General features: G+C 64.1%; 19 protein-coding genes and 2 pseudogenes. 16 read left to right on the top strand and 5 right to left on the bottom strand.

Features of this window, described 5'->3' with window-relative positions; translation table 11 throughout:
• Positions 1-100 precede the first annotated feature (100 nt).
• Positions 101-1,228: an MFS transporter gene (locus tag KBY66_RS13070; protein ID WP_315855514.1), complete on the top strand. Its 1,128-nt coding sequence runs from the start codon at positions 101-103 to the stop codon at positions 1,226-1,228.
• A 237-nt stretch (positions 1,229-1,465) separates the two neighbouring features.
• A pseudogene (locus KBY66_RS15930) lies at positions 1,466-1,730 on the top strand (YegP family protein).
• A 982-nt stretch (positions 1,731-2,712) separates the two neighbouring features.
• Here the strand turns inward: KBY66_RS15930 and KBY66_RS13060 are convergent.
• Positions 2,713-4,110, bottom strand: coding sequence for a glutamate decarboxylase (locus KBY66_RS13060; RefSeq protein ID WP_255090052.1), 1,398 nt, complete (start codon positions 4,108-4,110; stop codon positions 2,713-2,715).
• 105 nt (positions 4,111-4,215) lie between these two features.
• Between KBY66_RS13060 and KBY66_RS13055 the strand changes: the two genes are divergently transcribed.
• A complete protein-coding gene (locus KBY66_RS13055; RefSeq protein ID WP_255090051.1) occupies positions 4,216-5,025 on the top strand; it encodes a DUF6629 family protein in 810 nt (269 codons plus the stop codon).
• A 154-nt stretch (positions 5,026-5,179) separates the two neighbouring features.
• On the opposite strand, the gene KBY66_RS13050 is transcribed toward KBY66_RS13055, so the two are convergent.
• A complete protein-coding gene (locus tag KBY66_RS13050) occupies positions 5,180-5,527 on the bottom strand; it encodes an ArsR/SmtB family transcription factor (RefSeq protein ID WP_255090050.1) in 348 nt (115 codons plus the stop codon).
• Positions 5,528-5,666: 139 nt separating this feature from the next.
• Here KBY66_RS13050 and KBY66_RS13045 point away from each other — a divergent pair, with 139 nt between their 5' ends.
• A complete protein-coding gene (locus KBY66_RS13045; RefSeq protein WP_255090049.1) occupies positions 5,667-6,788 on the top strand; it encodes an MBL fold metallo-hydrolase in 1,122 nt (373 codons plus the stop codon).
• 349 nt (positions 6,789-7,137) lie between these two features.
• On the opposite strand, the gene KBY66_RS13040 is transcribed toward KBY66_RS13045, so the two are convergent.
• On the bottom strand, positions 7,138-7,515 hold the full coding sequence (locus tag KBY66_RS13040) for a hypothetical protein (protein ID WP_255090048.1): 378 nt from the start codon (positions 7,513-7,515) through the stop codon (positions 7,138-7,140).
• 550 nt (positions 7,516-8,065) lie between these two features.
• Between KBY66_RS13040 and KBY66_RS13035 the strand changes: the two genes are divergently transcribed.
• The 5 genes from KBY66_RS13035 to KBY66_RS13015 all read left to right on the top strand — a co-directional run bounded on the left by KBY66_RS13035 (position 8,066) and on the right by KBY66_RS13015 (position 10,145).
• Positions 8,066-8,608 (top strand): rhodanese-like domain-containing protein, encoded by a 543-nt coding sequence (locus tag KBY66_RS13035; protein ID WP_255090047.1) that lies wholly within the window; start codon positions 8,066-8,068, stop codon positions 8,606-8,608.
• A complete protein-coding gene (locus KBY66_RS13030) occupies positions 8,605-8,775 on the top strand; it encodes a hypothetical protein (RefSeq protein WP_255090046.1) in 171 nt (56 codons plus the stop codon). The genes KBY66_RS13035 and KBY66_RS13030 overlap by 4 nt, the downstream gene beginning before the upstream one ends.
• Positions 8,772-9,266, top strand: a complete 495-nt coding sequence (locus KBY66_RS13025; protein WP_255090045.1) for a hypothetical protein — start codon at positions 8,772-8,774, stop codon at positions 9,264-9,266. Before KBY66_RS13030 ends, KBY66_RS13025 begins: the two co-directional genes overlap by 4 nt.
• 73 nt (positions 9,267-9,339) lie before the next feature.
• A complete protein-coding gene (locus tag KBY66_RS13020; RefSeq protein ID WP_255090044.1) occupies positions 9,340-9,579 on the top strand; it encodes a DUF2892 domain-containing protein in 240 nt (79 codons plus the stop codon).
• Between the two features lie 38 nt (positions 9,580-9,617).
• Positions 9,618-10,145: a hypothetical protein gene (locus KBY66_RS13015; RefSeq protein ID WP_255090043.1), complete on the top strand. Its 528-nt coding sequence runs from the start codon at positions 9,618-9,620 to the stop codon at positions 10,143-10,145.
• On the opposite strand, the gene cysK is transcribed toward KBY66_RS13015, so the two are convergent.
• Positions 10,085-11,065, bottom strand: a complete 981-nt coding sequence (cysK, locus tag KBY66_RS13010; RefSeq protein ID WP_255090042.1) for a cysteine synthase A — start codon at positions 11,063-11,065, stop codon at positions 10,085-10,087. The genes KBY66_RS13015 and cysK overlap by 61 nt on opposite strands.
• A gap of 294 nt (positions 11,066-11,359) precedes the next feature.
• On the opposite strand from cysK, the gene KBY66_RS13005 reads away from it, so the two are divergent.
• From KBY66_RS13005 to KBY66_RS12990, 4 genes are read left to right on the top strand one after another with little or no spacing between them, the layout of a single operon-like run.
• The gene (locus KBY66_RS13005) at positions 11,360-11,839 is read left to right on the top strand and encodes a MotA/TolQ/ExbB proton channel family protein (protein WP_255090041.1); all 480 of its coding nucleotides are present in this window, start codon (positions 11,360-11,362) and stop codon (positions 11,837-11,839) included.
• A complete protein-coding gene (locus KBY66_RS13000) occupies positions 11,836-12,189 on the top strand; it encodes a hypothetical protein (protein WP_255090040.1) in 354 nt (117 codons plus the stop codon). The genes KBY66_RS13005 and KBY66_RS13000 overlap by 4 nt, the downstream gene beginning before the upstream one ends.
• Positions 12,186-12,584, top strand: a complete 399-nt coding sequence (locus tag KBY66_RS12995; RefSeq protein WP_255090039.1) for a hypothetical protein — start codon at positions 12,186-12,188, stop codon at positions 12,582-12,584. Before KBY66_RS13000 ends, KBY66_RS12995 begins: the two co-directional genes overlap by 4 nt.
• Complete coding sequence (locus KBY66_RS12990) at positions 12,535-13,479, top strand: hypothetical protein (protein ID WP_255090037.1); 945 nt, start codon at positions 12,535-12,537, stop codon at positions 13,477-13,479. The genes KBY66_RS12995 and KBY66_RS12990 overlap by 50 nt, the downstream gene beginning before the upstream one ends.
• Before the next feature lie 12 nt (positions 13,480-13,491).
• Here KBY66_RS12990 and KBY66_RS12985 read toward each other — a convergent pair.
• Positions 13,492-13,875: pseudogene (locus tag KBY66_RS12985) on the bottom strand (sodium:calcium antiporter); the annotation flags it as partial.
• Positions 13,876-14,201: 326 nt separating this feature from the next.
• Here KBY66_RS12985 and KBY66_RS12980 point away from each other — a divergent pair.
• From KBY66_RS12980 to KBY66_RS12970, 3 genes are read left to right on the top strand one after another with little or no spacing between them, the layout of a single operon-like run.
• On the top strand, positions 14,202-16,076 hold the full coding sequence (locus KBY66_RS12980; protein WP_255090036.1) for an NAD(P)H-quinone oxidoreductase subunit F: 1,875 nt from the start codon (positions 14,202-14,204) through the stop codon (positions 16,074-16,076).
• A 21-nt stretch (positions 16,077-16,097) separates the two neighbouring features.
• Entirely contained in the window at positions 16,098-17,636 is a 1,539-nt protein-coding gene (locus KBY66_RS12975) for an NADH-quinone oxidoreductase subunit M (RefSeq protein ID WP_255090034.1), read from the top strand.
• Complete coding sequence (locus KBY66_RS12970; RefSeq protein WP_255090033.1) at positions 17,633-18,922, top strand: CO2 hydration protein; 1,290 nt, start codon at positions 17,633-17,635, stop codon at positions 18,920-18,922. Before KBY66_RS12975 ends, KBY66_RS12970 begins: the two co-directional genes overlap by 4 nt.
• Positions 18,923-18,929: the final 7 nt, after the last annotated feature.

Below are 18,929 nucleotides of genomic sequence, written 5' to 3'. Positions count from 1 at the left end.
CGCTTTTTGGCCGTGGACTGCTCGTAATCACCAAAGCCGAGCTGCTTGATGCCCATGAACCCTGTTCACGCCTGCGATCACACGGCCATTATCGCGCAGGGTGGTGGGGTTTTCCAGAGTCTCCTTAACCGCATTAGCATGGAATGTCTCGTCTCTAATCTTTTTCTTATTCTGTGTTGGCGTATCTTTGGGCGCTGACTACCCCACTTCCCACATCATCATCTCCGAAGCCATTCCCAGTAGTTTCCGTGGTCGTATGGTCTTGGCTGCCTTTAGTTTCCAAGCGGTTGGCTCAATTGGAGGTGTCTTAGTAGGAATCTTAATGCTTAAGATTTACCCAGAAATGGCCGCTTGGCACTTGATGTATGCAGTCCTTTTCATTCCTGGAATTATCGTAACAGTAATGCGAAGCAATCTGCCTGAAAGTCCCCATTGGTTGCAGGCACGGAACAACCTAGAAGAAGCTTCAAGATCCGCGTCACAACTACTTTGTCGTCCTATTAAGTTACTGCACCAAACCCTAGAAGAGCGACTACAAGAACCTAGGCTTAAGTTTAAAGACCTATTCTCCCGTCGCTATATCAGAGTTACAATTCTGGCCTCGGTTCCTTGGTTTCTACAGGATCTTTCAACATATGGAATTGGAATCTTTACACCAAGTATTCTTGGAACCTTGTTTACCAAAGGTCAGCCAGACTTTATCCTCCGAGACCTAACTGCAGCAGAGGGGTCTGGCATGATTGACCTTCTCTTGATAGTTGGCTTTTTAGCATCAATACCATTGGTTGACCGAATTGGGAGAATCCCCTTGCAGATCGTTGGATTTATAGGTTGTGCTATTGGCCTGGCAATCGCATCCCTCTCTAGTGTCATTCCAGACGGGCATGAATTGAGAGTACCTCTTATCTTTGCTGGCTTTATGTTGTTCAACTTTATGACAAATCTCGGCCCTAATGCAATGACATATGTTTTAGCGGGTGAGGTCTTTCCAACACAAATAAGAGGAGCTGGTGCAGGTTTTGCGGCTTCTTTTGCAAAGATTGGTGCTGTTTCTTCTGCCTTTTTCTTTCCAATTCTACGAAAGGAAATAGGAACTGAAGCTCTTTTGCAATGTTTAGTGCTAACAGCGCTTCTAGGTGCGTTGATAACTTATGTGTTTAGAGTCGAGCCCAAAGGCAAAAGCCTTGAGCAGATGGGCTATGGACAACCTACGTTCAATCCACGCTAGTCACGCATTACTCAATTTTCGAATAATTACCCTATTGCTATCTGCCTGGGCTCAGCCTCAAATATATTTCCAAGAAAATTAATTGATTCGCAACGTCGAAGTTTAATGGGAGATTCCTGCTCTTAACCGGTCAATCGTGATTAACCAAGTCTCCTGTTTAGCCAGAGAAGGCCCTTAGAGTCGAATGGGAGGCTAGCTGAATTTCGCGTCGAATCTTTTTCAACCCTTGGAGGCTTCATGGCAGGTTGCTACGAACTGAATCAGAACGAGAAAGGCCAGTACCGGTTCACGCTCAAAGCGGGGAATGGCGAAGTCATCCTCTGCCGAGAACGGCATTGCTTCCGTGCAGGTCAACAGTCCTTTAGAAGAACGCTACGAGCGCATGGAAGCTTCTGACGATTGAGCCTACTTCAACCTCAAGGCTGGCAACCACCAAGTCATTGGCACCAGCCAGATGTACCAATCGACGTCAGGCCGGGATAACGGCATCGGGTCCGTCTAAACAAGTGGCCCTACAACAACCGTCAAAACTGCTGGCTAGCTGCGGTTTGTCCTCAGACAGATCGGCTCCATAGGAACGCCAAACCCCGACCCGATTCTCCACCAGCACCCCACCAGCCCGTCACTACGTTCCGGGGGAGGGGCCAACAACCGGCAAGGGCTGCTACAGCCGGTGGGTGGGGACGGGGTCGTCCGTCGTTCCTCCTGTGGAGCCATTCTCCCCCGCCCAGCCATCCTCAGCTGCCCGACAGCTTGCCGCTGCGATCGAAGCCTGGGAGCTGGCAGCCAGCCAAGGCTGAATGCTCGGTCCCGCTTGACAACCAACCAGCGCTGACCCTGACCCGGTTGGCAGTTGTGTTCTTTGGCTGCGCCTTGGGAGGGCTGCGGCCAGGCCCGTCAAGGGCTTACGCAAGGACCTTGGGCCCCCTTGACGGTCCTGCCGCCGTGGGGGTTGGTCCAGAGAGGAGGTTGGTCAACCATTGAGGGCCTGGCGGTGGCTCTGGCCTTCGCCTTGCGGCCGGCCTTTCCCGACGTGTCCTGCTGCGCCAAGTTATCCGCGTCCGCCAGAGAGACGGTGTCACTGAGGCCCCGGCCGCGCGTCACGATCCGGCGGGCCACGAGCTCTGTTCTCACCTTCCCATAGGGGGGCCAATCCCAGCCGACCGCCTCAAGCAGGTCCGGGTTTCGGGCGCTGCTGCCGGCCGATACCAGGGCTTCAAGGACGTCGTCCAGTCCTTGCTCCTGATCAGGCATCGATCAATCAGGTCATCACCGATGAGGGGAGCCTGCCTGCTGTGGGGCGGATGTGGGGCACGGGTTCGGGGCGGAACGTTTCAACATGGGCCCCCATGTGCTCAGCGCCGTTTCCGGGAGCAGCAGATCGGGAACCCTGACCAGCCCGCCCTGGCCCAGCCAGGTCAAACGGCCATCGAGCGCAGCGGTGGTGGGGTGTTCACCCCGGCAGCCAGCCGTGCCGCTGCTCTTCAGTGATGAAATCCGCTGGCCTCTGCAGGGGTGAGCACGGCATGGTCCGGGTGGCGATCGAAATAGGCCAGAGCCAGGCGGATGTCGTCGAGCAGCAGTTCGGCGAGATCACGGCTGACGCCATGGCGCACCAGGATCCTCTGCACCGTCAGTTCCTGGCAGTGGGCAGGCAGGGTGTAGGCGGGCACCTGCCAACCCCGAACCCGCAAGCGATCGGCGAGGGAAAAGAGGTTGAAGTTGGCGTCGGCTCCCTCCTTCATCGTCCAGCAGAGGGCAGGAATGCCCGCGGCAGGATCGCCGCCGTAGATGATCTCGAACGGGCCCAGTTTGGAGATTTCGGCGGCCAGGTACTGGGCCGTGGCATAGCAGGCGGAGTGCACCTTGCGGTAACCCTCCATCCCCAGGCGCAGAAAGTTGAAGTACTGGCACACCACCTGCCCCCCCGGACGTGAGAAATTCAAGGTGAGATCACGCATGTTGCCGCCCAGGTAGTTCACCCAGAACACCATCTCCTCCGGCAGATCAGTAGCCTCTCGCCAGAGCACCCAGCCCACGCCAAGGGGTGCCAGGCCGAACTTGTGCCCCGATGCGTTGATTGACTTCACCCGCGGGAGGCGGAAATCCCAAACCAGATCGGGGGCGCAGAAGGGGGCCAGGAAGCCTCCGCTGGCGGCGTCCACATGGATGGGAATGTCGATGCCGGTGGATTGCTGATAGGCATCGAGGGCGCTTGCGAGTTGCTGCACCGGTTCGTAGTGACCCGTGAAGGTCACCCCCAGGGTCGGCACCACGCCGATGGTGTTTTCGTCGCAGTAGGAAAGAGCGGCTTCGGGCGAAAGGATCAGCTGATCGGGTTCCATCGGAATCTCCCGATGCTCGATGTCCCAGTACCGGCTGAACTTGTGCCAGCAGATCTGCACGGGGCCCGTGACCAGATTGGGCCTGTCGGTGGATTGCCCGGCCTTTTTCCTGGTGGCTTCCCAGCGGCGTTTCATCGCCAGACCACCCAGCATCGCCGCCTCACTGGAGCCGGTGGTGGAGGCGCCGATGGACTTCTCAATCGAGGGCGCATGCCAGAGGTCGGCCAGCATGTGGGTGCAACGGGCCTCGATCTCGGCGGTCTGGGGATATTCGTCCTTGTCTTCGATGTTCTTGTCGACGCACAGGTCCATCAATTGATGGACTTCGTCCTCCACCCATGTCTGGCAGAAGGTGGCAAGATTCTGGCGGGAATTCCCATCCAGCATCAGTTCATCCCGCACTGCTGCGAAGATGGTGCGCGGGTCCCGTTCTCCTGAGGGAAAATGGAGCTTCGGCAGGCCGCTGGAAAGATCCTCAGAGGCATAGATGTCATCGTCCGTAGGTGCGTTCGCCTCAGACTTGCTCTGGAGGGTCATGGATCAGGAAGACGGTGATGGTCTGACGCCCGACGATTCCGCAATCGGAATCATCTGACGACGCGAGAAGAGATCCTAAGAGGCCTTTCAGAAAGGTGACCCTGCATGGCTGGCACCAGCGCGCCAGGCTGGGGCAAACCCCATGCTGCCGGAGACGGCTCCACGCCGATGTGTTTCTCCAGCAGCGCCAGCTTCGTGGTGGCGGCCGTGCTCTTGCCCCTGGGTGTGGCCTCCGTGCGCTACTGCCAGGCTCAGCAACGCAGCGACCTGCTGCCCCTGGCCCTCACACCGGTGTTCTTCTCGGTGCAACAGGCCCTGGAGGGTCTGGTCTGGCTTGGCCTCGAACCTGGCGGCGCCGCCTGGCTCGTGCACCCCGCCGCGCTCGGTTATCTGTTCTTCGCCTATGCCTTCTGGCTGGCCTGGCTGCCCTGGTGCGGGTTGCGTCTGGGCGTCCATGCGCCGCCTCCCCTGCGGCGATGGGTCCTCCGGAGCCTGCTGGTGCTGGGCCTGCTGGCGGGCGCGGGGCTCTGGTTGCCGCTGCTGATCGACGGTTCCCTGTTCCAACCCGCCGTGGTGCAGGGATCGCTCGACTACCACACCACCCTGCTGGCGGATCGCTGGATCAACCTGGGCTTCGGCAGCACGGTGTATGGGCTGATTATCGCCATGCCGTTGATGATCAGCGCTTCGGTGCGCCTGCGCTTGTTCGGCGGCTGCCTTCTCGTCGCTTTCCTGATCTCGCACCTGGCCTACGGCTACGCCTTCACCTCGGTGTGGTGTTTCTTCAGTGCGGTGCTGTCTGCTTCCCTGCCCTGGATCCTCAGCGATCCGCAGCCTTTGGTGATTCCGGCCAGATCGCGATGGGATCTCCAGGTTCCCTCCCGATTCGCCTCAGGCCCCCCTGGCCAGACTTGAGACGATCCCTTTCGCTCTGAATGTCGTCCATCCCGTGCTGTTGTTGGGCTGGCAGGCCATCCGTGGGATCACGATCGTCCAGAAGCTGCTGAGCTCATGACCTCCGCCCTCTTTCTGATGTTGCTGGGGCCGATCGGCGCGGAAGGAGCCATGATCAGACGCCCTGCAACTGCCGAAGCTGGTCCTCAAGCCGCTGCTTGAGACGACGCTGCACCAGGTTGCAGAGGTCATCCACGAGGGGGTCGGCCACCGCGTAGATCAGGCGTGTGCCATCCCGTTCGCAGCTCACCAGGCCGGCGCGCTGCAGCTGGCCGAGTTGTCGGCTGATGTGGGACTGGCTGAAGCCGGTGGCCTCGATCAGGGAGGCCACATCCATGGCCCCGCTGTGCTTGAGCTGGCAGAGCAATTGGAGGCGGGCCGGCTCGCTCAGCAGACGGAAGAAGGCGCTGAGTTCATCAAGGAGTTGGGGGCTGGGCAGGGTCTGGGGCGGGGTCCGGCGCATGGATGGGACTATGTCGTTCCACGCATTATGCACGAAGTGCGCAGGGCGTGGACCTGAGGCGGCCAGCGACCTGCTTAGTGAGTATGACCCTGATGCCCATAATGCGGATATGTTCATACAAGTTGGTGATCGATCACCCATGGCCGTCGCTCCCGCTCCCGCCTTGTCCCTCTCGGCCGCCGCAGGCGGTGGCTCCCTGCTCTTCCGCCAGCTGTTCGACGCCGACACCGGCACCTTCACCTATCTGTTGGCCGACGTACCCAGCCGCAAGGGGGTGATCATTGACACGGTCTTCGAGCAGCACGGCCGCGATCTCTCCTTGATCCGCGAACTGGGCATCGAGTTGGTGGCCTCGATCGACACCCACGCCCATGCCGACCATGTGACCGGCAGCTGGCTGATGCATGAGGCCACAGGCTGTGCCATCGGGCTGGCCGCCGCCGCCCGCGCCGAGAACGTCACCCGGCCCCTGGCCCATGGGGATCGCATCGACTTCGGCAGCCGCGCTCTGGAGGTGCGTGCCACCCCCGGCCACACCGACGGCTGCATCAGCTTCGTGCTCGACGACCACTCGATGGCCTTCACCGGCGATGCGCTGCTGGTGCGTGGCTGCGGCCGCTGCGACTTCCAGCAGGGCAATGCCCACACCCTCTGGACCTCGATCACCGGGCAGATCCTCTCCCTGCCCGAGCGCTGCCTGCTCTATCCCGGCCACGACTACACCGGCCGCACCATCACCTCCGTGGCCGAGGAGAAGGCCTTCAACGCCCGCCTCGGCGGCGACGCCAGCGAGCGGGATTTCGTGGGCCACATGGAGAACATGAAGCTCCCCCATCCCCACAAGATCGCCGAGGCCCTGCCCGGCAACATGCGCTCCGGCAAGCCCCGCGAGGCAGCCACCGCTCCCGCCTGGGCGCCCCTGGCCCGCAGCTATGCCGGCCTACCTGAACTGACCCCCGCCTGGGTGGTTGCCCATCAGGGCGAGGTCACCGTGCTCGACGTGCGCTCCGCGGAGGAATTCAACGGACCCGACGGGCGAGTGGCCGACAGCCTGTTGATCCCCCTGCCGGAGCTGGAGAGCCGCTCCAGCGAAATCCCCACGGGTCGCCCGCTGGTGGTGGTCTGCCATTCGGGGAGCCGTTCGGCCCTGGCCACCCAGCAGCTGCTCAAGGCCGGCCGTTCCCAGGTGGCCAACCTGCGCGGCGGCCTGAGCCGCTGGGCTGCTCAGGGCTACCCGCTCGATGGTGTCACCCAGGCCTGAGGTTTCCGTTCCGATCGTCTAGCCCGTGCCGCCCTTCCTCAGATCTTCACTCCCCCAACCGTGAGAGCCACCACTTCGATGCCTGCCCTCACCCGCTACCAGCAGGGGCGCTGCATCGACCCCGGTCGGCGCGAGCGGCTCGGTGGGCGCACGAGGCGCTGCCGGAAGGCCAGCATGGAAGCGAGGACCAACGCGGTGCCGAACGCCTTAGCACCGGCAGCATGGGCGCTCAATCGTTTCATCGATTGAAAATTGGCATCCTCCTAGCATCCACCAGCTTGCGAATTCCCATTTGCCGGGAGGCCCAGCGAGCTGGGGCTGGGCCAGTCAGGGGCGACGGCGACTAGCGTTACCGCCAGAGATAAGGAGAGTTGCGGTTGGGGGTTCGATCGTCGAAACGGATTCCTTTCTCCACGTTGATAATGGCATTATTCACATCGATCAATGCCTGCTTTCGATAGCCGCCTTTGTCGGGCGTTGCTTTGAGGAGCTGGTTCCTCGCCTGACGCAGGCTGTCGAGCGCGGCTTGCATCATGGGCTGTTGCTGAGCAAGGCTCTGGGTTGAAAAACCGATGACGGCTCCCAGAAGGAGGGATGAACCGACCAGTCCGATTCGGCTGATCGGGGTTGTGGCGTTTCTCTTGACCATGGTTCTCAAAGGATTCGTGTACTGGAACCCCATCAGCTTCACCAGACGATGTGACTGAACGATGAGATGTCGATCCAACAGATGTTATCAGCTGTTGCTGAGCCTGTCAGGCCCCAGAACGGTGGGGGGATGCAACGGTTCAATCCGTGTGATTTCATGCCGATTCTGATGAGTCCAGCCGGCCAGAGATGCACGCCCACCAGTGTCCGGGGGGCGTGCATGAACTGAAGGCAGTTCACCCACAAGGCCACACCGATCCGCCATGCTCATCAACTCAGGACAAGGGCATTGGCTGGGCCAGGGGGCTGGGGCAAGGCCGTTGACCAGGCGTGCTGTCTCATCGGGTCATTCAGTGATCTGCAGACAGCGGGATAGCCAGCGGTTGCGGTCCTCCGAGGCCTGGCAGGCGGTCACGCCGGTCCATTCCGGCAGGCTTTTCTCCAGGCACCTGAGCGGCAGGCGGAAGAGCTGTCCGAGAGGACCTGTCTGGAGGTGATCCCGATGGCCGAGACGCTCGAGTCGTGCCAACTGTCCTGTGTCGACATGGATCCTGCCACCCGGCTTTCCCTTGCTTTTTCAGCCTCTATGCGGCTATGGTCATAGTGACTCATACGGCCCCATCCCCACCATGACGACCACCACCCCTGCGATAGCCCCTCTCAACCGCATCAGCGCCCACGACCTGGCCGACCAGCTGGCCGCCCGCGACGTCACCGTGATCGACGTGCGCGAACCGATGGAATACGCCTCAGGCCACATCAGCGGCAGCCTCAACGTTCCGCTCGGGCGCATCTGCCAGGCCGATCTGCCCAGCGGGCCTCTGGTGCTGGTCTGCCAGAGCGGAAACCGGAGCGCCAAGGCGCTCGCCCAGCTGCTGGGCCAGGGCCATCCCCATCCCCTCTGGGATCTGCAGGGCGGGGTGCCCAGCTGGCAGCAGGCGGGGTTCCCTGTGAACAAGCTCAAGGGAGCGCCCCTGCCCCTGATGCGCCAGGTGCAGATCGCCGCCGGCAGCCTGGTGCTGCTTGGCGTGATTCTCAGCCAGGCCGTGGCCCCGGGCTGGATCTGGCTGGCGGGCTTTGTGGGGGCCGGCCTCACCTTTGCCGGGGTCAGTGGCTTCTGCGGCATGGCGCGCCTGCTCGCCGTGATGCCCTGGAACCGGGTGACGGTGTGATCACGAGCACTGTGCTGCTGCTGGCCGGCGGTTCGATCCTGCTGCTGCCCCTGCTGATCACCGCGGCGCGGCTTTGCCGCCCTGCTGATCGGATCAGGCCTGCTCACCGGCGGCGAGGCCCTGCACAGGCCAGCCCCACGTCTTTCCTCTCTTGCGACCCATCATGAACAACCGCACCTTCCAGTTCCGGCTGCGCAGCAACCATGGCACCCCTGATCGCGCCAGCCAATCCCCGCTGGTGGAGTTCCTTGGCGAAACAGGGGAATGGCAACCGCAGCATCCCAGCCTCAGCACGCCGGGATTTCGGCTGTATCTGCTCTCGCTGCTGCTCTGCCAGCACTTCTATCTGGTGGCCAACGCCCAGGAGACGGCCATTCCCCTCCTGCAGGTGGAGGCGGATTTCACCGTGCTCACCAGCGCCGATTGGATCCTCGAGCGGGTGAGCGGCCACTTCCGCCTGCAGCTCGATCCGGCAGCGCTAGCCATGGAGCGGGCCCGGGCCGATGCTGCGGCCATCGCGTTCATCAGCGAGCGGATGAAGCTCTGCCCGGTCTCCCGCAACTTGCCGTCCACGGTGGAGAAGGCGATCACGCTGGAGCTGGGCGATGGGCTGGCCCAAGGGATGGCTGCTGCCAGCACTGATAGCCGGGGATCCTGAACACAATCAGCTGCTTTAGGGAGAAGCCGACCGCCGGATCTAAGATTCAGGTACCAACGGAGGCACCTTTCCAATGAACAAACTGATGAGTGAAATGATGAGCGAAATGATGAGCAGAAATGAATCGAACCCTGACCGCATCGTGCGTGCTGTTCTCGGAGTCTTGCTGGCCATCGGTTCCTTCAGCCTCACGGGGGTGGCCAGCATCTTTATGGCTGTTTCCTCTGCCGTCATGGTGGTCACAGCGGTCGTGGGGTTCTGCCCTCTGTACAGGGTTCTGGGCATCACCACCTCCCGCCTCCCCGATCACTGAACCCATCAGGTCAGACGACAGCCAGACGGCACGCTTCCATGACCACATCAAGAGGGCCCGCCACCGGCAACAACAGTTGCGACCATGCCCTGCGCCTGCGCAGCCTCTGGCTGAGTTGGCTGCTGGCCATGCTCTTCCATGTGGATCTGGGGTTGATGCCGCTGTTCCATGGGCTCTCCCCCGAGATCCACAGCCATGTGGATTCAGGCAGGTTGCCGATGCTTTACAACGCGATGTTGGTCTACTTTTTGGTGCCCCTGATCGCCATCCTGCTGATTGCCTACGCCGCCAGTGATCCCGACCATGTGCAGGCTTGGCGGCCCTGGCGACGGCTTCACTTCTGGCTGAGCATCGTCTATACCGTTACAAACATCCTCCACCTCATCGCCGACATCGTCGTGCCCGACGCCAGGGCCGATCAGATCCTGCTGATGGGGGCCTTAGTGGTGATCGGCCTGCTCATCAATGCAGAGGCCTGGCGCTGGTGGAAAGAGGGCCAGGCGCTTCACACCATCGCCAGGCCCGCGGCATCGAACACGCCCTCGAACAGCACCGAGCTGAGATAGCGCTCACCGGAATCCGGCAGCACCACCACGATTGTCTTGCCGGCATAGGCCTCCTCCTCCGCCAGGCGCAGCGCCGCCACCGTGGCGGCCCCACAGGAGATCCCCGCCAGGATTCCCTCCTCCCGCATCAGCCGCCGCGCCATCTGCACCGCCTCCTCATTGGATACGGCTTCGACCCGGTCGACCATGGCCAGATCGAGATTTTCCGGCACAAAGCCGGCGCCGATGCCCTGGATCTTGTGGGGACCGGGCTGGAGGGGCAGACCCTGCATCGTCTGGCTGATCACCGGGCTGGTTGCCGGTTCCACCGCCACTGACACCAGCGGCTTGCCGAGGGTGGTCTTGATGTAGCGGCTGACGCCTGTGATCGTGCCGCCGGTCCCGACACCCGCCACCAGCACATCCACCTGCCCGTCAGTGTCTTTCCAGATCTCCGGTCCGGTGGTGTCGTGGTGGATCCGGGGGTTGGCCGGATTGGCGAACTGCTGCAACAGCACATAGCGCTCCGGGTCGGAGGCGGCGATCTCCTGGGCCCGGCCAACGGCGCCGGTCATGCCGAGGCGCCCGTCGGTGAGCTCCAGGTGGGCGCCGTAGGCGGTGAGCAACTTGCGGCGCTCCAGGCTCATCGTTTCCGGCATGGTGAGGGTGAGCCGGATCCCGCGTGAGGCCGCCACGAACGCCAGGGCGATGCCCGTGTTGCCGCTGGTGGGCTCGATCAACTCCTTGCCGGAGCCGAGCAGCCCATCCTTCTCGGCCTGCCAGATCATGGCCGCACCGATCCGGCATTTCACCGAATAGGCGGGATTGCGGCCCTCGATCTTGGCCAGCACGGTGGCCTTGCTCTCGCCCACCACCCGGTTGAGCTTCACCAGCGGTGTGCGGCCGATGCTGAGGCTGCTGTCGGCGAAGATGGTGGTCATCGGGAAAGGGAGGTCATCGGGAAACGGGTGTCATCGGTCGATGCTGGCATCGGCAGAACCTGCCAGCTGGTGATCTGTGGTCTTGCGACTGGGCCGGAATGCACCCTGACACCTTCGCACCCGCAGGTGGCTGAAAGCCCGGGTCGGCGCCGTTTACTACGATTTTCCTAGCAGCCCTGTCAAGTCATTCCACTACCAAGTCCCGGACGACTGGCCCCCTAGCTTCCCCGTTGAAATGATTGGGGTCTGGGCGGCGGAATGGGTTTCTCCGCGCTGCGTTCCGGTGGACCGGTGATGGTTCCCCTTCTCTTGCTTTCGATCGTGGTGCTCTCGATCGGCGTCGAGCGGATCCGCTACTGGCGGGGTTGGGGGCTGGGTTCGAATCGGCAGGAGCGGCAACTTCTCGAAGCCCTTCAGGCCACTCCGGCCGGTGCCCAACGCCAGACACTGGAGACCCTTGAGCTCAACCAGCTCGACGCGGCGATGGCCCAGGGCGAGTCCGTGCTGGAGGCGGCCACCCTGATCGGACCCCTGCTCGGCCTGATCGGCACCGTGACCGGGCTGATGCGGGTCCTCGCTGAGCTCGGTCCCCAGCTCACCCTGCCCAGTGGCGCCAGTGTTGTCGGCTATGGCCAGGTGCTGGTGAGCACCTGGCTGGGCCTGGTCATCGCCCTGATCGCCGCTCTGATCCTGCGCACCAACCAGGGCCTGCGCCAGGGGCAGCGGCGGCGGCTTGAGCGCGCCTGCCTGCGCAATGAGCTGGTGACCCCATGACCGTCCGCATTCTGGCGATCACCGGCCTGACCCTGGTGACCCTCACCGCCGTGGCCCTGGTGCCCGTCGCCCTCAGCCAGCCCGAGCCCCGCTCCCGCTTGCCAGCCCCCGAAGGGCTTCAGCCCGCCAGGTTCCTGGTGCGATCGGCAACAGGCCTCTGGTATCTCAACGGAGCGCCGGTCAGCGAGGCCAGCCTGGCGGCCCAGCTCCAGACGGATGCCAGCCACGGCGGCGTCCGCTTTCTCCCTTCCGACGCGCTGTCGAGCCAGACGGTCAGCACCACCCTGGCCTGGCTGCGCGGCAAGAGCCGCCAGCCGGTCCGGCTCGAACTGGTGTCCGGCCGACCATGACGACATCCTCCCCCACCACCCGGCTCGCTGGGGCAGAGCCGATCTCCACAGCCGAGCAAGGCCTCTGGCTGGCCCTGTTGGGCGCGGCGATTGGTCTGTTCAGCCTGGCCTGGCTGCTGCTGCCCCAGCAACTTGCCCAGGCTCCAGCCCATCGGGGCCTGGTGGTGCTTCACCTGGAGGCGGATGGCGGCCTGCGCCTCTGGAACCGCCCGATCAGCTCCCAGCAGCTGCCCGGTCTGCTGCGGGAAGCCGGCCGCCTCAACGCCCGGGCCCACGTGCGGCTGATCCCCTCTCCCACCACCCCCTGGGGCCTGGTGCAGCGATTCCTTCCCCTGCTTGAAGTCAGTGCGCTTCCCTTCGAAATTCAACTTCCGGCCCCGGTTCCTGCCTCCTGAGGCCTGGCACCAGGGACTCCGCCAGCGGTGGCAGGAACTCGGGAAACGCCCCTGGCTGCGCAGCATCGGTTCGGCCCCCTGGCTGTTGCCGGTGGCCGTCGCTGTGGGTGCCCACGCTCTCTGGCTGGCTGGCAGCACGGTGGCGGAACGTCCACGCCGTCCGGTCACCAGCCTGCGGGCCGCGGACAATACCCCCGAGCTGCTGCGCTTCAGCACCCGTGCCAGCCAGGCCGCCTCCCCGGCGAGTGGGTTGGGCACCCTGACCCTGCCGTTCGAGAACAGCCTGCCGCCGCCCCCGCCGGAACTGCTCGGCAGCCTGCCGCCGCCCCCGCCTCCGGCCGCGGGCGGGCAAAGCCAGCGGCAGCACCAAGCTCCCCGCGAGGGGTCTGCCGCCCTGGCCTCGCGGCGCCCGGTCCCGACAGGGCTTGCCTGGGGGGTCAATCAAAGCCTGTCGCCGGGACTGCCGAGTGATGCCAGCACGGCCCTGGAGCTGGCCAGCCAGCTGGACGCCCCTTCTGAGCCAGCGGGCGAGAGCGGCAAGGGGGAGAAGGGGGAGACCCCTGCCAAACCCGATGGGGCCGTCAAGGCTGAAGCCAGCAAGATCGCCCTCAACGCCCTGGCCGCAAGACATCTCAAGCTCAGCGCCAGCGCGGATCGGCCCTACACCATTCTCTGGGACAGTGGCACCGCCGCAGGCAGCCGACCGGCGGGCCTGGCCAGCTTGCCGGAGGGGGTGGAGGTGCGCAGGTTGCCGCTGGCGGCGGCCAGGGCCATGGGCCTGAGCCAGCCCCACGCGATCACGGTGAACTCCCCGGCGGGATTGTTGTTGCTCTGGGTGCAGGGCGATGACCTCTGGTTGATCCGGCGCTCCCCCCCGTCAGCTGCCAATCAATGAGCGAATCGCTCAGCCGGCCTGCCAGGTCATCCGGCCCGGCGAGGCCATACCCCACACGGCCATCGACACCGCCAGCAGGAGGGGCACATCGCGACGGATCAGCCGGCTGTGCACCCGCAGCGGCAGGATCAGGGCACTGCAGCCGAGCACCACGAGCACATTGAAGATGTTGCTGCCCACAATGTTGCTCACGGCCAGGTCGTCGGCCCCCTGAAGCGTGGAGAGCACGCTCACGAACAGCTCCGGGGCGCTGGTGCCCATCGCCACCACCGTGAGCCCGATCACCAGCCGGGGAATGCCGAGCAGCAGAGCCAGGGCCACGGACTCCTGCACAAACAACTCGCCGCCGCCGAACAGCAGCAGGATTCCAACGATGATCTCCACGGCGCTGAGCATGGGCTGTGCCGGTGATGCGACAGAGAGGAGGGGATGATGGCTGCCGGCCAGAGCACCCGATGGCCCAACCTGAACCAGCCCCTTGCTGGGCTGCCGCTGGCCGGAGCACTGGGTGGTCCTCCCCCTTCACACGCTGGCCAACCTGGTTGGGCCGGGCATGGCCCGACAGGGAGACGCTCTGGCTGGCAACGCTCCGATCGAAGGGTTGCTGCCGCGATCGATAACGGGGGCTTAGTGCTGCCATTGGCAACACCTCTTCATCAGGCCGCCCGGGACCAGCCGCTCAACTCTATTGTTCGCAATCATCCTGGATCCATGGCGCTCAGATGACCGTCCCCACGCTTGAGACGGCCTCCTTCGCAACCTCCGTCCTTGAGACGGCCTTTCTGATTCCCCTCTACCCGTTGGTGGGGGCGTTCTTCTCCCTGCTCTGGGTGCCGGGGTTGATTTCCCGCACCGGGCCGCGGCCTTCCGGCTACATCAACCTCTTCTTCAACCTGATTGCCTTCCTGCACAGCCTGGGGGCCTGGATCGCCTTCTCCGGCACCCCGCTCACCCGCAGCTGGCCCTGGCTCGACACCGCCGGACTGTCCATCAGTTTCGACGCGACGATCAACCAGCCGGTGCTGATCGCCATGACGATGATCTGCGGCATCCATGTGTTGGCCCAGGTGTACGCGATCGGCTATCTCGAGATGGACTGGGGCTGGCCCCGTTTCTTCGGCTGCCTCAGTGTGTTCGAAGCGGGATTGTGCGCCCTGGTGCTCACCGATTCGCTCTTCTTCGCCTACGTGGTGCTGGAGCTCCTCACCCTCGGCACTTACCTGGTGGTGGGCACCTGGTTCAACCAGTCCCTGGTGGTGAAGGGGGCCCGCGATGCCTTCCTCACCAAGCGGGTGGGTGATCTGGTGTTGCTGGCCGGTCTGGTGGCGCTGCTGCCGGTGGCCGGCACCTGGAATATCAACGAACTGAATGCCTGGGCCCAACAGGCCACCCCCAGCCCCGCCCTCACCTTGATCCTGCTGGCCCTGATTGCGGGCCCGATGGGCAAGTGCGCCCAGATTCCTCTCCACCTCTGGCTCGACGAAGCCATGGAAGGCCCCTTTCCTTCCACCGTGCTGCGCAATTCGGTGGTGGTGGTGGGCGGCGCCTGGGTGCTGCTGCGGCTGGAACCGCTGCTGGCGGTGAGCCCCACGGTGCAGGCGGTGCTGGTGATCGTGGGCGGCACCACCGCCCTGGTGGGAGCCCTGATCGCCCTGGCCCAGATCGACATCAAGCGGGCGATCTCCTTCCTGGTGAGCAGCTGGCTCGGGTTGCTGTTCCTGGCCGTCGGCGCCGGGGCGGGCGAAACCGCCTGGCGCATGATGCTGATCTACCCCCTGCCGATGGCCCTGGTGCTGCTGGCCCTCGGCACGGTGGTTTCGAGCAACGTCAGCCAGGACCTCACCCAGCTGGGTGGCCTCTGGTCGCGGCGGCCGCTGATGGGAATCGCTTTCCTGGTGGGGGCCGCCGGTCTGGTGGGCTTGCCCCCCCTCGCCGGTTTTGGTGCCCTGCGGGCCATGGCGGCCAGCCTGGCGGGGAGCCAGGCCCCGGTTCTGCTCACCGCCGTGGTGCTGATCACCAACGGCCTGATCAGCGCCGCCCTGGTAAGGATCTTCGGGCTGATCTGGGGCGGCAAGCCCTCCGTGTTCACCAAGCGCTCCGCCGAGGTGCTCTGGCTGATGGTGCTGCCCACGATGGTGGCCACCGGCCTGGTGCTCCACCTGCCGATCCTGATCAACCGCGCCGGTTATGGCGAAGCCTGGGGCCCGATGGCCCTGCCCCTGCTCGCCTCCACCCTGATCGGGATCAGCTCCGGAGCCGTGCTTTACCTCTTCTCCACCGAGCACCTGCCGAAGCTGCCAGGCCCCCTGGCCGGGTTGCAGCATTGGCTTGCGGCTGACCTCCACACCGAGGGGCTCTACCGCCGCACCGTGGTGGGCCTCGTCGTGGTGCTGGCCGCCAGCAGCAGCTGGCTGGATCGAGCTCTGGTGGATGGCTTCAGCAACCGGAGCGGCGACCTGGCCCTGGAGGGGGCTCGCCGCCTCAGTTTCAGCACCACCGGCCGGGTGCAGGCCTACGCCTTCACCGTGCTGATCGGTGTGGTGCTGATGGGGATCTGGATCCTCACCCGCCACACGCCCACCGCCCTGACCTTCTGAAGCAGACCACCGAGACCTCCCATGCTGCTCACCCTCCTGCTGCTTCCCCTGGCGGCCGTTCTGCTCCTCTGCCTGGCACCGCTGCCAGGGCCCTGGCCCCGACGCCTGGCCGTTTTCATCCCGGCCGTGCAGCTGCTGCAGGTGCTGTGGCTCGCCGGCCATCCGGTGCCGGAACTCCGCAGGGCCTGGCTTCCCCAGCTCGGACTGGAGCTTCACCTCGGCCTCGATGGCCTCTCGCTTCCCCTGGCGGGCCTGACGGCCCTGCTCACCTTGATGGCGGTGTTCGCCACCCCGATCGCCCAGCCCCGGCGGCGCCTTTTCTATGCCATGGTGCTGGCCACCAACGTGGGCCTGGTCGGAGCTTTCCTTGCCTGCAACGGCCTGTTGTTCGTGCTGGCCTATGAGATCACGCTCATTCCCACCACGTTGTTGGTGGCGGTGTGGGGTGGGGAGCGGCGGGCCACCGCCGCGATCCGCTATCTGATGTATGGCGCGGTGTCGGGAGTGGCCCTGCTGGCCGGGGTGCTGGCCCTGGCGCTGCTCAACACCAACGGCTTCAGCTTCGCCTACGCCGACCTGGCCCAGGCGGTGCTGCCGCCTGGTGCCAACCGCTGGATCCTGGGCCTGCTGTTGCTCGCCTTTGGCTTGAAGATGCCGATCTTCCCCCTGCATGGCTGGCAGCCGCTGACCTACAGCCAGGCCTCCACCCCCGTGGCCATGCAACTGGCCGGGGTGGTCTCCAAGCTGGGTGCCTACGGGCTGCTTCGCTTCGGCGTCGGCATGCTCGGGGACACCTGGGCGGCCTGGTCGCCGGCGATCGCGGTGGTGGGCACGGCCAGCGCCCTTTACGGCGCGCTCAACGCGATCGCCCAGACGGACATGCGCCGCCTGGTTGCCTTCAGTGCCCTGGGCCACATGGGCCTGCTGGTGCTGGCCATGGCGGCCGCCACCCCCCTGAGCCTGCAGGGAGCCGTCGCCCAGATCCTGGCCCAGGGCATGATCGTGGCCCTGCTGTTCTGCCTGGTCGGTAAAATTGAGGCCAAAACCGGCACCACCGAAATTGCTGCCCTCTCCGGCCTGATGAATCCGGGCCGGGGTCTGCCCTTCACCCTGGGGCTGTTTCTGCTGGCCCTGATGGCCGCCGCCGGGGTGCCTGGCCAGGCGGGCTTCCTGGCTGAAATGGTGGTGTTCCAGGGCAGCTGGCCCGTGTTTCCCCTGCCCACCCTGGGCTGCCTGCTGGCCTCGGGCCTGACGGCCGTCTATGCGGTGCGGCTGTTCAACCGGGTGGGCTTCGGCCGGCTCGACAACAAGACCGCCGACTACGTCAGCACCACCTGGGTGGAGCGGCTGCCTGCCCTGGCCCTCTCCTTCCTGGTGATCCTGGCGGGCCTCTGGCCCCAGATCCTGCTGGGCTGGAGCGAGGACACCACCAGCGCCCTGGCGCTCTCGCGTCCACCGATCAGCGCCATGGCCATGGCTTCCCTGCCCGCACAGTCCCAGCTGATCGCCACCCTCCTGCCCAAGCCTTCTCTGCCAGCCCTGCTGGATCTCCGGCCATGACCGTCACAACCCCCACGACCGTTCTGCCCCCCTCCACCCACCCCTTTGCTGAAGTGGTCGAGCGGCTCGAGGCCGGCGGCTCGATGCTGCCGGACACGCCGGAGAACCTGATGCAGATCATCGGCATCTACAAGGCCTATGCCGTGCCGATGGACTTCTACTGGCGTGACCTGCTTTACATCGCCGAGCGGGTGTTCCTCGACCCCTTGCCCGCTTTCAAGTACTTCCCGAGCCAGGAGTATCTCGATCTGCCCAACTCCTATGCGGGCGATGATTCCAAGTTGCGGATCTGGCGTGGGCCGGCCACGGCCCACCCCGAGCTGCTGGAGTTCATGGCCAAAGGAGAAACCGGCAAGCTGCCCAAGCTGCTGCACCACCTCTGGCACGACCGAATCAACATGGAGTTCGCCGAGGCCTGCATGGATGCCATGTTCTGGCACCAGGGCATGGGGGGCCGCTTCTATGACTACCTGGAGAGCGACGTCTACAAGGCCAACGCCGAGCGGGCGATTCTCGCCTACTTCAAGGGAAACCCCCTGATGCTGGGGCTCCACAAGCTGTTCCCGGAGATGTTCCTGGAGCAGGTGCGCAAGATGAGCTACTACGCCAACCTCGGCCTGTTCTGGGAGGTGATGGCGCCGGTGTTCTTCGAGATGAGCGACATCTACGACGAAGGTGGCTTCTCCGGGGTTCCCGCCGCCATGGATTTCCTGGTGAACGGCATTTTCGCCGTGGCCGGCCGCCCCATCTACCACCACGTGTACATCGGCGAGGAGTGCATCGAGATCATCCCCAAATCGGAAGGGTTCACCTGGCTCTACGAGGCGGCCCTGCCCTATGTGGAGGCGGTGTTCTACCGCACCGCGCCGTTCCGGGGCACCAAGAGCTACAACGCCCAGGCCGGCCAGGTGCCTTCGGAGCAGGCTGAGTTCCACTACGGCATCCTCTATGCCGACGTGTTCCCGGTGGGCTCGGCCGGCATCCCGCCCACCCTGCTGATGCAGGACATGCTGCACTTCCTGCCGCAATACCTGGTGGATCTCTACCGGAGCCACAAACGGGGCGAGGACGACATCCTGGTGCAGCTGGGCATCACCTTCCAGCGCTCCATGTACAACGTGACCTCGGCGGTGATCCAGGCCCTGCGCTGCGCCCTGCTGTTTCCCCTTGACGATCCCGATCCGGAACACCTCAAGGCCAATCGGGCCTTCTTCGAGGCCCAGATGGATCGTTTCCTCCGCCCCGAAGCCCGTCTCCGGGATGTGCAAACCCAGGATTACCGCTGAGAACCCC

Origin of the sequence: Synechococcus sp. Tobar12-5m-g, assembly GCF_024345415.1 — a bacterium.
GTDB lineage: Bacteria > Cyanobacteriota > Cyanobacteriia > PCC-6307 > Cyanobiaceae > Regnicoccus.
This window is presented reverse-complemented; position numbering and strand designations above follow the sequence as displayed.

Bases quoted from the DNA above. Each gene is read 5' to 3' on its own strand.
- KBY66_RS13060 (WP_255090052.1), bottom strand. From the start codon at position 4,110: ATGACCCTCCAGAGCAAGTCTGAGGCGAACGCACCTACGGACGATGAC.
- KBY66_RS13055 (WP_255090051.1), top strand. From the start codon at position 4,216: ATGGCTGGCACCAGCGCGCCAGGCTGGGGCAAACCCCATGCTGCCGGA.
- KBY66_RS13050 (WP_255090050.1), bottom strand. From the start codon at position 5,527: ATGCGCCGGACCCCGCCCCAGACCCTGCCCAGCCCCCAACTCCTTGAT.
- KBY66_RS13045 (WP_255090049.1), top strand. From the start codon at position 5,667: ATGGCCGTCGCTCCCGCTCCCGCCTTGTCCCTCTCGGCCGCCGCAGGC.
- KBY66_RS13035 (WP_255090047.1), top strand. From the start codon at position 8,066: ATGACGACCACCACCCCTGCGATAGCCCCTCTCAACCGCATCAGCGCC.
- KBY66_RS13025 (WP_255090045.1), top strand. From the start codon at position 8,772: ATGAACAACCGCACCTTCCAGTTCCGGCTGCGCAGCAACCATGGCACC.
- KBY66_RS13020 (WP_255090044.1), top strand. From the start codon at position 9,340: ATGAACAAACTGATGAGTGAAATGATGAGCGAAATGATGAGCAGAAAT.
- KBY66_RS13015 (WP_255090043.1), top strand. From the start codon at position 9,618: ATGACCACATCAAGAGGGCCCGCCACCGGCAACAACAGTTGCGACCAT.
- cysK (WP_255090042.1), bottom strand. From the start codon at position 11,065: ATGACCACCATCTTCGCCGACAGCAGCCTCAGCATCGGCCGCACACCG.
- KBY66_RS13005 (WP_255090041.1), top strand. From the start codon at position 11,360: ATGGTTCCCCTTCTCTTGCTTTCGATCGTGGTGCTCTCGATCGGCGTC.
- KBY66_RS13000 (WP_255090040.1), top strand. From the start codon at position 11,836: ATGACCGTCCGCATTCTGGCGATCACCGGCCTGACCCTGGTGACCCTC.
- KBY66_RS12995 (WP_255090039.1), top strand. From the start codon at position 12,186: ATGACGACATCCTCCCCCACCACCCGGCTCGCTGGGGCAGAGCCGATC.
- KBY66_RS12980 (WP_255090036.1), top strand. From the start codon at position 14,202: ATGACCGTCCCCACGCTTGAGACGGCCTCCTTCGCAACCTCCGTCCTT.
- KBY66_RS12975 (WP_255090034.1), top strand. From the start codon at position 16,098: ATGCTGCTCACCCTCCTGCTGCTTCCCCTGGCGGCCGTTCTGCTCCTC.
- KBY66_RS12970 (WP_255090033.1), top strand. From the start codon at position 17,633: ATGACCGTCACAACCCCCACGACCGTTCTGCCCCCCTCCACCCACCCC.